Consider the following 13130-nt stretch of genomic DNA (forward strand, 5'->3'; position numbering starts at 1 on the left):
GTCTGAAGAAGTGGCCAGCAGCTGACAAGCCGGCCTCAAGAGTGATCGAGACCTCCGATGAACATTTTCGCCGACTTCGAGAACAGGGTGAAGTCAGCCGTGGAAGCGATTCTGGCGACTCGCGAAAACAGCGGTCTCGACCTGTCGCGGATCACGGTAGAGCCGCCGAGAGATGCCAGCCACGGTGATCTCGCCACCAATGCGGCGATGGTGCTGGCAAAGCCGCTGCAGGCAAAGCCTCGTGAGCTCGCCGAGGCGATCGCCGAAGCGCTGCGCGCCGACACCGATGTCGAGACGGTGGAGATCGCCGGCCCCGGCTTCATCAATCTGCGGCTGAAGCCCGCCTTCTGGACCGAGCATCTCGCCGACTTGCTGCGTCAGGGAAGCGACTATGGGCGCGGTGCTTCGACGGGCCGCAAGATCAACGTCGAATATGTCTCCGCCAATCCGACCGGTCCGATGCATGTCGGCCACTGCCGTGGCGCCGTCGTCGGCGACAGCATTGCCAACATCCTCGGCTTTGCCGGCAACGCCGTGACGAAGGAGTACTACGTCAACGATGCCGGCGAGCAGGTGACGGTGCTCGCGAGATCCGCCTATCTGCGTTACCGCGAGGCGATGGGCGAGACGATCGGCGAAATTCCCGCCGGTCTCTACCCCGGCGATTACCTGAAGCCGGTCGGCCATGCGTTGGCCTTCCGCTACGGTGACACGCTGATGCAGGCCGACGAGGCGGAGTGGCTGCCGCCTGTGCGCGACTTCGCCATCGAGGCCATGATGATGATGATCCGGGACGACCTTGCGCGTCTCGGCATCACGCATGAGGTCTTCTTCTCCGAGCGCGTCCTGCACGGCAATGGCGGTGGGCGTATCGCTGCCGCCATCGACGACCTTCGCGCGCGTGGCTTCGTCTACAACGGCACGCTGCCGCCGCCGAAGGGCCAGCTGCCGGAGGACTGGGAGGACCGGGAGCAGGTGCTGCTGCGCTCCACCGATGTCGGCGACGACATGGACCGGCCGCTGGTGAAGTCCGACGGCCGCTTCACCTACTTCGCCGCCGACGTCGCCTATTTCCGCGACAAGTTCGAGCGCGGCTTCGACGAGATGGTCTACGTGCTCGGCGCCGACCACGGCGGCTACGTGAAGCGACTGGAGGCCGTCGCTAAGGCGGTGTCCGGCGGCCGCGCGACGCTCGACGTCGTGCTCTGCCAGCTGGTGAAGCTGTTCCGCGACGGCGAGCCGGTGCGCATGTCGAAGCGCTCCGGCGACTTCGTCACGCTGGCCGAAGTGGTGGAGGAGGTGGGTCGCGACCCCGTCCGCTTCATGATGCTGTTCCGCAAGAGCGATGCGCCGCTCGACTTCGACTTCGCCAAGGTGACGGAGCAGTCGAAGGACAATCCCGTCTTCTACGTGCAGTATGCCCATGCGCGGGCTGCGGCCGTGAAGCGGCAAGCGGTGGAGGCGGGGCTGGAGCTGCCTCAGCCCGGCTCCCTCGACGACGCGGCTCTCGATGGGCTGACCGACGTCGGAGAGCTGGCGCTCATCCGCAAGCTCGCCGAGTTCCCGCGCCTCATCCAGGCCGCGGCGGAAAGCAAGGAGCCGCATCGGCTCGCCTTCTACCTCTACGATCTCGCCTCAGCCTTCCACGGCCAGTACAATCGCGGCAAGGACCTGCCGGACTTACGCTTTGTTAACCCTGACAACCCGATAATGACCGCAGCGAGACTAGGATTGGTTGAAGCTGTCGCCGTCGTCATCCGGTCCGGACTGACGCTGATCGGCGCCGCCGCCCCGGAAGAAATGCGCTGACGAACCACCGTTTGGTCAACTTCGTTAGCTAGCGACTCGGACGGGTTGGCAAGGCTCTCTGCCAGCAGGGGATGAAGCGGAGTTCACGTGATGGCTGACGGCAAGGGCTCTGCTCGCGATGGCGGCTTCCACGTTGATGAACTGGATGGCGACCCGTTCGCCGAGCTGGCGCGCCTCGTCGATGAGCCATGGACCGGAGAGCCGCTGGCGCCGGCCCGGGACTCGAAGCGTATGCCGTCGCAGGACATTGCCAGCGCCCCGTCGATCTTCGACGAGCGCTGGGCCAATGGGAACGATGGCGACGCCGTCTGGCAGGCCGGATCGCACGATACGCGCCGCCATGATGAGCCGGAACTTGGAGCCGGCTTTGAGGATGCGCTCGCCGAGATGATCGACGCCGAACTCGCCGACGAGGCGGGGGAGGCACATTCGCACGGCGCAGCTCCCTCGACCCGCCCGGCTGCTGCGGCTCCTGCGGCTGCTTCGTCTTACGCAAGCTGGGTGGAGCCCCGCGCTGCCGCCGGACAGCCGCAGCCCAAGCCTTATGAAGCGCCGGCGCCGGTCGAGAGCGCCGAAGATCCGCTCGAAAGCGAGTTGGAGACTGCGCTTCGCAGCCTCAGCACGCCGGCCAATCCGCGCGAAACGCCGATCCATCGTGCTCAGTCCTTTGCGCCTGAGCGGATCGAGATGGAGGTCCCGGCGGATCTCTCCGGCCCGTCGGTTGACGACTTCGATGAGCTGATCGCCAGCGAGCTGGCGGTGATGCGCCAGCCCGTCCAGGCGGCTCCCCGGCACGTCATCTCCGAGCAGGACGTGCTCGGCTACAACGGCTATCAGAGCGGTCATGGCGCCCCCGTCTATGTCGCCCGCGAAGAGGACGATGAGGGCGCCTACGCTGCCGACCGTCGCCGGGGCCCGGTGCTGCGCAAGGTGCTGATGGCTGGCGGCAGTGTCGCGGCGCTTCTCGTCGTCGGCGTGCTCGGCGTCTCGCTTTGGCAGGGTACCGGCGGGGTGGTCGTCGGTGGCGGCAGCGACGAGCCGCTGCTGGTCAAGGCCGACACCGATCCGGTGAAGATCGTCCCGAAGGATCCGGGCGGGCGGTCCATCCCCAATCAGAACAAGGCGGTCTACGAGCGGGTGCAGAGCGTCGACGCTCCGACTTCGCCGACGCAGCAGGCTCTCCTCGACGTCAAGGAAGAGCCTGTCGACATTCCGCCGGAGGACGAGGAAGGTCCGGCTCCGAGCGACCTCCCGGGCGTCGAGCTCGGTTCGCAGGACGCCGTGCCGCAGGACGACGGCGCCGCTGCCTCGCAGGGCGAGGTTCAGGTCGCCGATGCCAGCCAGACGGCCGACGATGGCGCTCCGATTCCGGTGCTGCAGCCGCGGCGCGTTCGCACGCTGACGGTGCGTCCGGACGGAACGCTGGCGGCCGAAGAAGTGGTCGTGCCGGCGACCTCGCCGGCGGAGGCGGTTGCCAGCGAAGCGGCTGCAGCCGCACCGACGACGCTGGGCGGGATCGCGACGGCTTCGGCAAGCGGCAGCGCGCCGTCGGTCGAGGCGACCGGAAGTGTCGACGCAGCTGCTCCGGTTGCCGCGTCCCCGGCGCCCAATCCGATGTTGATCCCGACCTCGGCGCCTGCCGCACAGGCTGAGGCGCAGCCGGCAGAAGAGGCCCCCGCTGCTTCGGTTGAGGTCGCCAGCGCCGAGCCGCAGCCTGCGCCGGCAACGCCGGCTCCGGCGCTGCCGAGCGGCGGCTACTACGTGCAGATATCCTCGCACCCGTCGCAGGCGCTCGCCGATCAGTCGCGCCAGACGCTCAGCAGCCGCTATGCCGGCGTCCTGTCCGGTCATGACCTGGTCATCCAGTCGGCCGACATCCCGGGCAAGGGCACCTATTACCGCGTCCGCGTTGCGGCCGCGTCGAAGGTCGAGGCGTCCGAGATTTGCGGCAAGCTGAAATCCGCCGGCGGCAGCTGCTTCATTTCGCGTTGACGGCCGCGGCTGGCCTCGCGCTCGGCCGCTCGTCAGGGCATAACCCTCTGTCAGAAACAACGACCTCGGACGGGGCGGGTGCAGGAACGCACCCGTCCCGCCGTGCTGTGGAGAATGCGATGAGCGGATCGAAAGCCTGGATCGCCGCGCCGAGCGGCCGGAGCCTCACCGCCGAGGAAGTTTCGTTCTTCTCCGGCGAGCAGCCTTGGGCCTACATCGTCTTCGGACGGAACATCTCCGAAGCCGCGCAGCTCAGCGACCTCGTGGCGCATCTGAAGGACATCGGCGGACGCGAGACGACGCCGGTCTTCATCGACCAGGAAGGGGGGCGCATCCAGCGGCTGCGTCCGCCGCTGGCGCCGAACTATCCGGCAGCGGACCGGCTCGGCCGTCTCCACGCCGCCGACCCCGCCAGCGGAGAGCGGGCCGCCTGGATCCACGGCCGCCTGCTGGCGCTCGATCTGGCGGCCTACGGGATCAATGCCGACTGCATTCCCTGCATCGACGTGCCGGTCGCCGGCGCCCACTCGGTGATTGGCGATCGCGCCTATTCCTTCGATCCGGACGTCGTGGCGACGCTCGGCCGCGCGGCGGCCGATGGATTGAAGGCGGGCGGGGCGATGCCGGTGATGAAGCACATCCCGGGCCATGGTCGCGGCAATGCCGACAGCCATCTGGAACTCCCCGTCGTGGCGACCGGCCGCGACGAGCTGACCCGGACCGATTTCGCCCCGTTCCGCGCGCTGCACACGCTGCCGGCCGCAATGACGGCGCATCTCCTGTATTCGGACATCGACCCGGTCCGCCCCGCGACCCTGTCGCCGACGGTGATCCACGATATCATTCGCCAGGAGATCGGCTTCGAGGGCCTTCTGATGAGCGATGACATCTCGATGAAGGCGCTGAAGGGCGACATCAGCGAACTTAGCCGCGCGGCCCTTGCGGCCGGCTGCGACGTCGTTCTCCACTGCAACGGCGACATGACCGAGATGCGCGCAGTGGCCTCGGCCGCCCGCCCGCTGGACGGCGAAGTCGCACGACGTGCTGTCGCTGCCGAGTCGGTGATCGGCGCCGGGGCGCAAGATGCGCAGGAAGACGATCTGCGTGCCGAATACGAGGAGCTGCTGGGCGCCGTCGCCTGAGTCGCCATCGACGGTTCGCGTTCTGCCGGCAGCGTGGCGCTTGCGCGGCGATCGCTCCCTGATCGGAAGAGGCTTGCCGCCGCTCGCGGCCTTGCGTCGCACACTTGCCATCATCGAATGGCAGGTGTGGCTGGCGGCATCATGCAGAGACCGTGATCGCGCTCCGGCTGACGGGCGCTATCGAGATGCAGCGTCGTCTGCGTGGTTGGCCCGTGACGAGGGAGTCTCGGCTGGCATTGGTGCCGATCCATCCCCACATGCCGTTCTCGTTGCTCTTGTCGCCATTATCGTGCTTGAAAGACATCCAACGGGTTCTGGTCTTCGTGGCCGCTCTGCGACTTAAGGAGAATTAGTATGGGTAGCTTCAGCATCTGGCACTGGCTCATCGTCCTCGCCGTCGTGCTGCTCCTGTTCGGCCGTGGCAAGATCCCGGAGCTGATGGGCGACGTTGCCAAGGGCATCAAGAACTTCAAGAAGGGCATGTCCGACGAGGACACCGAGACGGTGCAGGAGCGGCGCTCGCTCGATCACCGCGAAGGCGACGTCGTCATTCGCGAGCCGAAGACCGAAAAGACCACCATCTGAGCCACGGCTCGTCATGTCCGGCAGGGGCGCGATGCGCACCTGCCCGGTTTGCTCGCGTTTAGCGTAAGGCGGGTTCGATGTTCGAAATCGGCTGGATGGAGCTGCTCGTCATTGCGGTCGTGCTGATCGTGGTGGTCGGGCCCAAGGATCTGCCGCGCATGCTGCGGACCTTCGGGCGTGCGACGAGCCAGATCCGCTCGATGGCCGGCGACTTCCGCCGCCAGTTCGACGACGCGCTCCGGGAAGCCGAGCTGGACGAGGTCCGCAACACCGTGCGCGATCTCAATCCGGCCGGCGACATCCGAAAGGCGCTGAACCCGATGAAGGCGGTGGGCGACGAGATCCGCTCCTCGCTCGCCGCGGCAACGCGGGCGCCGGCGCCTAAGGTGCCGAGCGCCACCGCCGAAGCCGAGCCGTTTCCGACCGAGAAGCTCGGCTCGGTTGGCACGAGCGCTGTGGACGAATCGCAGACCCCTCATCCGGCAGCCGTGCCGGATGCGGCCATTCCGACGCCGAGCGTGCCAGTGGCTGCGGCCGCTGAGCGTACCGGCAGCTCCGAGCCGAACCCGGCTGCGGCAGCGCCGGAAAGGCGCACGGCGACGGAGGACGCAGCGTGAGCCGGGCAGGATCCGACGAGATCGAGGCTTCCTCGGCGCCGCTGATCGAGCATCTGATCGAGCTCCGCCGCCGGCTGATCTGGAGTATCGCCGGCTTCATGGTCGCGTTCATCATCTGCTTCTTCTTCGCCAAGGAGCTCTTCAACCTCCTCGTCATCCCGTATCAGACGGCGACGGACTGGGCCGGTCTCAACGGTCGGCAGGTGGAGCTGATCTATACCGCGCCGCAGGAGTTCTTCTTCACGCAGGTGAAGATCGCTGCTTTCGGGGGCTTCTTCCTCGCCTTCCCGATCATCGCGATGCAGGTCTACAAGTTCGTCGCGCCCGGCCTCTACCGCGAGGAGCGCGCCGCCTTTCTGCCGTTCCTGGTCGCGACGCCGCTCCTGTTCCTCGCCGGCGCGGCGCTCGTCTACTTCTTCTTTTGCCCGATGGTGATGTGGTTCTTCCTCTCCATGGAGCAGTCGGCGACCGGCGGCCACGCGGCGATCCAGCTCCTGCCGAAGGTGTCGGAGTACCTGTCGCTGATCATGACCCTGATCTTCGCCTTTGGCATGGTGTTCCAGCTGCCGGTGGTCACGACGCTGCTCGTGCGGGCAGGGCTCGCCACCGCGGACGGCCTCGTCTCCAAGCGCAAATATGCGATCGTGCTCGCCTTCATCGTCGCCGCGGTGCTGACGCCGCCGGACCCGATGTCCCAGATCGGCCTTGCGGTCCCGACTATCATTCTCTACGAGATTTCCATCTTCACGGCGCGGATCATCGAAAGAAAACGGGCCGAGCAGCTGGACAAGGGCGAAGCGCGGATCGAGGTCTAGAGCATCGGACGACACGTCGGACGCGCTCTGCCGCAGCCGGCATGCGGGATCACTCCGCGTCGCTGATGTAAGCCTCCTCCCGCCTCCTGTGACCGCTGGTCGGGAACGGGAGAACAATGCTCGACATCAAATGGATACGCGATAATCCGCAGGTGCTGGATGAAGCGCTGCGCAGCCGCGGTGCAAAACCCGCCGCCGCCGACCTCATCAAGCTCGACGAGGCGCGCCGCGAGCATCTGAAGACATTGCAGGAGCTGCAGGGGCGCCGCAATGACGCGTCCAAGGAGATCGGCAAGGCCAAGGCCTCCGGCGACGCGGCCCGAGCCGACGCGCTGATCCGCGAGATCGCCGACCTGAAGTCGGCCATCCAGGACGGCGAGGAGACCGAGCGGCGCATCGATTCCTCGCTCGAAGATGCTCTCGCACGCATTCCGAACATCCCGCTCGCCGACGTACCGCAGGGCGCGGACGAGCATGCCAATGTCGAGATCCGCCGGCATGGCGAGAAGCCGAGCTTCGATTTCCAGCCCCGGGAGCACTTCGAGCTCGGCGAGGCGCTCGGCCTCATGGACTTCGACCAGGCGGCGAAGATCTCCGGCGCCCGCTTCACCATCCTGAAAGGGCGCCTGGCGCGGCTGGAGCGCGCGCTCGGCCAATTCATGCTGGACCTCCATACGGAGGAGCACGGCTATCAGGAGGTGGTCGCGCCGCTGCTGGTGCGCGACGAGGCGCTGTTTGGCACCGGTCAGCTGCCGAAGTTCACCGAGGATCTCTTCCACACGACGGAAGGCCGCTGGCTCATCCCGACGTCCGAGGTGCCGCTGACCAATCTCGTGCGCGAGCGCATCGTCGATGAGGCGGAGCTGCCGATGCGCTATACCGCGCTGACACCCTGCTTCCGCTCCGAAGCGGGCTCGGCCGGGCGCGACACGCGCGGCATGCTGCGCCAGCACCAGTTCTACAAGGTCGAGCTTGTCTCCATCACGACGCCGGAGACGGCCATCGCCGAGCACGAGCGCATGACGACAGCGGCCGAGGAAGTGCTGAAGCGCCTTGGCCTGCATCACCGCGTCGTCGCGCTCTGCACCGGCGACATGGGCTTCTCGGCGCAGAAGACCTATGACATCGAGGTGTGGCTGCCGGGGCAGAATGCCTTCCGCGAAATCTCCAGCTGCTCCGTCTGTGGTGACTTCCAGGCGCGGCGCATGAGCGCACGCTACCGCACTGCGGGTGAGCGGCAGCCGCGCTACGTTCACACGCTGAACGGCTCCGGCGTTGCCGCCGGGCGGGCGCTGATCGCCGTGATGGAGAACTATCAGGAGGCGGATGGCAGCATTCGCATTCCTGAAGCGTTGCGCCCTTACATGGGCGGCATCGATCGCCTCGCGAAGGATGCCTGACCCGATGCGCCTCCTCCTCACCAATGACGACGGCATTCACGCCGAAGGGCTGCAGGTTCTCGAGCGGATCGCCCGTGAGCTCACCGACGATGTCTGGATCGTCGCGCCGGAGACTGACCAGAGCGGCCTGTCGCATTCGCTGACGCTGTCGTCGCCGCTGCGCCTGCGGCGCATTGCCGAGAAGAAGTTCGCGGTATCGGGCACGCCGACGGACTGCGTCATCATGGCCGTCAAGCGCCTGATGCCGGAGCCGCCGGATCTCGTCCTGTCGGGCGTCAACGCCGGGCAGAACATCTGCGATGACGTTACCTATTCCGGCACCGTCGCCGGCGCGATCGAAGGCACCATGCTGGGGCTGCGCTCCGTTGCACTCAGCCAAGCTTTTCGACCGGGCAGCGACCGTGAGGCGATCTGGCAGACGGCGGAAACCTATGCGCCGGAAATCCTGCGCAAGCTCGCCACTCGCGACATGCCGGAAGGCACGCTCATCAACATCAACTTCCCGCCTGTCGATCCTGACGCCGTGACCGGCGTCGAAGTGACCCGGCAGGGCAAGCTCGACTACAGCCTTGGCATCGAGGAGCGTCGCGACGGTCGCGGCTTCCCTTACTTCTGGCTGACCTTCGGACGCCAGGCTGGCCGCGAGATCGAGCAGTCCGATATCGGCGCGCTCAGCGCTGGCCGGGTCTCCGTGACGCCGTTGATGCTGGACCTCACCGCGCACACCCTGCGCGATGAGCTCCGATCGCTCTTTGCATGAACGCGCCGGGCCGCGACCGCGAAGATCTCGCGGCCTTTGTTCTCCGGCTGCGGTCGGAACGAATCGCCGACACGCGTCTCATCGAGGCTGTCGAGGCCGTGCCGCGCCGCCTGTTCGTGCCGAAGGACGTACCCAACGCCTATGGCGATCACAGCCTGCCGATCGACTGCGGCGAGACCATGCCGAGCGCGCTGAAGGCGGTGCGTCTGGTCGACGCGCTGCGGCTGGAGGCCGGCCATCGCGTTCTGGAGGTCGGGACGGGAAGCGGCTACGTGACGGCGCTTCTATCGCGCCTGGCGCGTAAGGTCGTCTCGATGGAGCGCTACAGGCGGCTGATCGAGGCAGCCGAGTCCCGCCTAAAGCTCGCCGGCGGCCCGGCGGCGACGATCGTGCGCGAGGACGGGCGCGAAGGCTATCCGCAGATGGCGCCCTTCGACCGGATCATCGTGCATGCCGCCTACGAGGCGGTGCCGCGGCGCTTCCTCGAGCAGCTGGTGCCCCACGGCATCGCCATCTGCGCGGTCGGTCCGGGCGATGGGGCGCAGAACCTTGTACGTCTGACCAAAGTCGGCAGCCGCTTCGAGCGCGAGGATATCGGCACTGTTCGATACCAGCCGCTCGCCTTCGGCACGGCCGCAATGCTGTGAACACGAAAGCGAAGAAATCCGTTCGGCCGCAGCGGCATCGACAACAAATTCCTGCTGAATCGTCACAGACTTAACTCAAGAGTAAGATTAACACGCTTCAATACGTCCCAAGGCTCTCGTACGTGCGCAAGGGACAGCAATGCGGAACAATGTGCTGAAACTCGGTCGGCTGCGTCTCGTCCGTTCAGCGGCGATCCTGTCCTTGACCGGTATCGTCGCTGGCTGCAGCTCGGATGTGGCGCGCTTCGACGATGGATTTTACACCGGAGCGGTGCCGAAGGCGCCGATCCAGTCGGTCTCGAACCAGCCCTATCCGGGCGACGTCGACCAGGTGAACACCGGATCGGTCCGCAGCGGCGGCTTCGGCATGCCGGGCGTCAATGCCGGGCAGGGCGGCGCGATGCGCCAGCAGCCGGCCTATGGCAGCCAGCAGCCTTACGGTAACCAGCAGTCCTATGGCGGCTACGGCGCGAGCGATAGCTACCCGGTGAGCGGACAGGCGCCTTCGGGCAACGTCCAGCGGTCAATGCTGCCGCCGCCGCCGCCGGCCAACGGCGCGCGCACGGCCTATGCCGAGCCTTCGCGGCCGATGATGACGGCGCAGGCGAGCGTGCCGAGCTATGGCAGCGACATTGCCCCTGCGGCTGCGAGCCATACGGCCAAGTCTTACGGTGAGCCGGGCACGCCGCAGACGCGGGGCGCTCCGCCGTCGTCGCTGCAGGAGCAGGCCTCCCGCCTGCCGAAGCCCTCGGCATCGCCGCGCCCGACGCGTGTCGCATCCATCGACCGCAAGCCTGCGATGCCGGCTCCCGTCGCCACGACCGCACCTGCCGTTGCTCAGGCCCCGGCCGCCGCAGCGCCTGGCGCTGCTGCAACGCCGCCCGTTGCCGCCGCCGCGGCGCCGGCCCAGCCCAAGCCGTACGAGCCGCCGCACAAGGAGGAGGTGAAGGAACCGACGAAGGTCGCCTCCATCGCTCCGTCCGCGCCGGCCACCACGATCGGCAAGGTCGACAGCGACGAAGAGGCCGATGCCCCTGCCGGCACCGGTATCTCGCAGTTCCGCTGGCCGGTGAAGGGCCGCGTCGTCAAGCGCTTCGGTGACAAGGCCGGCACGCGCCGCAACGAAGGCCTGAACATCTCCGTGCCGCGTGGCACGCCGGTGAAGGCCGCCGAAAACGGCGTCGTGATCTATGCCGGCGACGGCCTCAAGGAGTTCGGCAACACCGTTCTCGTCAAGCACGACAACGGCCTCGTCACCGTCTACGGCCATGCCGACGCGATCAACGTGAAGCGCGGCGCGACCGTGAAGCGCGGCCAGGAGATCGCAACGGCCGGCATGTCTGGCGACACGGACGTCCCCATTGTCCACTTCGAAGTTCGTAAGAACTCCGCCCCCGTGGACCCGATGACCTACCTCCAGTAGGCCCGACGGCTTCTTCGGAAGCTTGTGAAGACCCGGCTTCCCCGAGCCGGGTCTTTGCTTTTCTGGCAGTCCTGACGGCTGGCGCTCCGGCGCCTCACATCCCGCTCGGCAGCCGCTGGCCGATCCGTCCGGCGAGATCCTGGACGAACTGGAAGGCCACGCGACCGGAGCGATTGCCGCGAGTCGTCGCCCATTCCAGCGCCTCGGCCCGCAGCCGATCCGGATCGTAGCTGAGGCCATAGGCCCTGACATAGCCGTCGATCATTGCGAGATAGTCGTCCTGGCTGCAGCGATGGAAGCCGATCCAGAGGCCGAAGCGGTCGGACAGGGAGACCTTCTCCTCCACCGCTTCCCCCGGATTGATGGCGGTCGAGCGCTCGTTCTCGATCATGTCGCGCGGCAGGAGGTGGCGCCGGTTCGAGGTGGCATAGAACAGGACGTTCTCCGGCCGCCCTTCGACGCCGCCCTCCAGGGCCGCTTTCAGCGACTTGTAGGACGCATCGTCCGAATCGAAGGAGAGGTCGTCGCAGAAGACGAGAAACGGGTAGGGCGCCTGCCGCACCATGCCCATCAGCGCCGGCAGATGGGCGATGTCCTCGCGGTGGATCTCGACCAGCTTCAGCCGCGGCCGTACCCGGTCCAGCCTCGCATTGACGGCGGCATGAGCAGACTTCACCAGCGACGACTTGCCCATGCCCCGCGCGCCCCAGAGGAGAACGTTGTTCGCCGGCAGGCCATCGGCAAATCGCTGGGTATTGTCGAGGAGGATGTCGCGCGAGCGGTCGATCCCCTTCAGAAGGTCGATGGCGACGCGGTTCACCTGGGCAACGGGCTGGAGCGCCGCCGGCGGCTCGAAGACGAAGCAGTCGGCGGCAGCAAAATCCGGTGCCGCAGAGGCCGGCGGCGCCAACCGCTCGAGGCTGGCGGCGATCCGCTCCAGCACCGCCTTCAGCTCGATCGTTTCGCTTGCGTCCATCGTCCGACTCCGCTTTCGGGCCGCCGAATGGGGCGGCTCCGTGTTGCAATCGCGGCGACCGTTCGTATATTCCGCGCACTGCGTAAAGGCCTGGCTCAGGCCGTGTTTTCCAAGGGGTTCTTCATGTTCGTGTCCGAGGCCTTCGCACAGACCGCGGCACCGGCTGCCGGCAGCACGGATATGCTGATCAGCATCGCGCCCTTCGTGGTCGTCTTCGCGATCATGTATTTCCTGATCATCCGGCCGCAGCGCCGGCAGCTGAAGAGCCGCGAAGACATGCTGAAGAACATCCGCCGCGGCGACACGGTCGTCACCGGCGGCGGCATCATCGCGCGTGTAACAAAGGTGATGGACAACGGCGAACTCGAGGTCCAGATCTCCGAGCAGGTCCGTGTCCGCGTGCTCCAGTCGATGGTGACGGAAGTTCGCGTCAAGGGCGAGCCGGCTGCGGCGAACGCCAAGTAGTCGGCACCATCGGACGACGCCGCAGGGCGACGTGGTCGCCCGCGGCGGTGCAGTCGAACCCGAGTGCATCGACGGCCGCAGACACTCTCAGGAGACGTGACGTGGCCACAGGAATCGAGATTCGCCAGGCGCACTTTCCGGGTCGTGCGCCGATCGAGGCCTACGGCAATGGCGGCTTCCGCTTCGCCGGCATGTCCCACCGCGGCTCGATCCTCTGCCTTCCTTCCGGCATCTATGGCTGGGATGCCACCGAGGCGCAGCCATTCGCCGGCGACCGTCTCCAGAAGATCGTCGAGGAAGCCGATCAGCTGAAATTCGTCCTGTTCGGCACGGGCCGCGACATCCGCCGCCTGCCGCCGGCCCTGGCGGACCGGTTCCGCCGCGCCGGCCTCTCGGTCGACCCGATGTCGACCGGCGCCGCCGTGCGTACCTTCAACGTCATGCTGTCGGAAAGCCGCCCGGTCGCCGCCGCGCTCGTGGCGGTCGACTGACCCGCCGC

13 protein-coding genes are annotated in these 13130 nt (G+C 67.0%); 12 read left to right on the top strand and 1 reads right to left on the bottom strand.

Translation table 11 applies throughout. From position 1 onward, the window contains the following. The first annotated feature begins 57 nt into the window (after window positions 1–57). From argS to C0R46_RS20725, 10 genes are all read left to right on the top strand, one after another. The gene (argS, locus tag C0R46_RS04005; RefSeq protein WP_102958250.1) at window positions 58–1809 is read left to right on the top strand and encodes an arginine--tRNA ligase; all 1752 of its coding nucleotides are present in this window, start codon (window positions 58–60) and stop codon (window positions 1807–1809) included. 90 nt (window positions 1810–1899) lie between these two features. Then, window positions 1900–3801 (top strand): SPOR domain-containing protein, encoded by a 1902-nt coding sequence (locus C0R46_RS04010; protein ID WP_102958251.1) that lies wholly within the window; start codon window positions 1900–1902, stop codon window positions 3799–3801. Window positions 3802–3920: 119 nt separating this feature from the next. Further along, on the top strand, window positions 3921–4943 hold the full coding sequence (gene nagZ, locus C0R46_RS04015) for a beta-N-acetylhexosaminidase (RefSeq protein WP_102958252.1): 1023 nt from the start codon (window positions 3921–3923) through the stop codon (window positions 4941–4943). A gap of 354 nt (window positions 4944–5297) precedes the next feature. Then, the gene (locus tag C0R46_RS04025) at window positions 5298–5528 is read left to right on the top strand and encodes a twin-arginine translocase TatA/TatE family subunit (RefSeq protein WP_102958254.1); all 231 of its coding nucleotides are present in this window, start codon (window positions 5298–5300) and stop codon (window positions 5526–5528) included. A gap of 77 nt (window positions 5529–5605) precedes the next feature. Beyond that, entirely contained in the window at window positions 5606–6145 is a 540-nt protein-coding gene (tatB, locus tag C0R46_RS04030; RefSeq protein ID WP_102958255.1) for a Sec-independent protein translocase protein TatB, read from the top strand. Continuing rightward, complete coding sequence (gene tatC / locus C0R46_RS04035; RefSeq protein WP_102958256.1) at window positions 6142–6960, top strand: twin-arginine translocase subunit TatC; 819 nt, start codon at window positions 6142–6144, stop codon at window positions 6958–6960. Before tatB ends, tatC begins: the two co-directional genes overlap by 4 nt. Before the next feature lie 116 nt (window positions 6961–7076). After that, the gene (gene serS, locus C0R46_RS04040; RefSeq protein WP_102958257.1) at window positions 7077–8360 is read left to right on the top strand and encodes a serine--tRNA ligase; all 1284 of its coding nucleotides are present in this window, start codon (window positions 7077–7079) and stop codon (window positions 8358–8360) included. A 4-nt stretch (window positions 8361–8364) separates the two neighbouring features. After that, window positions 8365–9120: a 5'/3'-nucleotidase SurE gene (gene surE, locus C0R46_RS04045; protein WP_102958258.1), complete on the top strand. Its 756-nt coding sequence runs from the start codon at window positions 8365–8367 to the stop codon at window positions 9118–9120. Continuing rightward, a complete protein-coding gene (locus tag C0R46_RS04050) occupies window positions 9117–9767 on the top strand; it encodes a protein-L-isoaspartate(D-aspartate) O-methyltransferase (RefSeq protein ID WP_102958259.1) in 651 nt (216 codons plus the stop codon). The genes surE and C0R46_RS04050 overlap by 4 nt, the downstream gene beginning before the upstream one ends. Before the next feature lie 139 nt (window positions 9768–9906). Beyond that, the gene (locus C0R46_RS20725; RefSeq protein WP_157944550.1) at window positions 9907–11190 is read left to right on the top strand and encodes a M23 family metallopeptidase; all 1284 of its coding nucleotides are present in this window, start codon (window positions 9907–9909) and stop codon (window positions 11188–11190) included. A 94-nt stretch (window positions 11191–11284) separates the two neighbouring features. Here C0R46_RS20725 and C0R46_RS04065 read toward each other — a convergent pair whose 3' ends face one another. Beyond that, window positions 11285–12166 carry an ATP-binding protein gene (locus tag C0R46_RS04065; protein ID WP_102958261.1) on the bottom strand — a complete coding sequence of 294 codons (882 nt, stop codon included), beginning with the start codon at window positions 12164–12166 and terminating at the stop codon, window positions 11285–11287. 123 nt (window positions 12167–12289) lie between these two features. Here C0R46_RS04065 and yajC point away from each other — a divergent pair, with 123 nt between their 5' ends. Both yajC and C0R46_RS04075 read left to right on the top strand, forming a co-directional pair. Continuing rightward, window positions 12290–12631 carry a preprotein translocase subunit YajC gene (gene yajC / locus C0R46_RS04070; protein ID WP_102958607.1) on the top strand — a complete coding sequence of 114 codons (342 nt, stop codon included), beginning with the start codon at window positions 12290–12292 and terminating at the stop codon, window positions 12629–12631. Between the two features lie 101 nt (window positions 12632–12732). Further along, complete coding sequence (locus C0R46_RS04075; RefSeq protein ID WP_102958262.1) at window positions 12733–13122, top strand: Mth938-like domain-containing protein; 390 nt, start codon at window positions 12733–12735, stop codon at window positions 13120–13122. Window positions 13123–13130 lie beyond the last annotated feature (8 nt).

Source organism: Mangrovicella endophytica, from assembly GCF_002893625.1.
Taxonomy (GTDB): Bacteria; Pseudomonadota; Alphaproteobacteria; order Rhizobiales; family Rhizobiaceae; genus Mangrovicella; species Mangrovicella endophytica.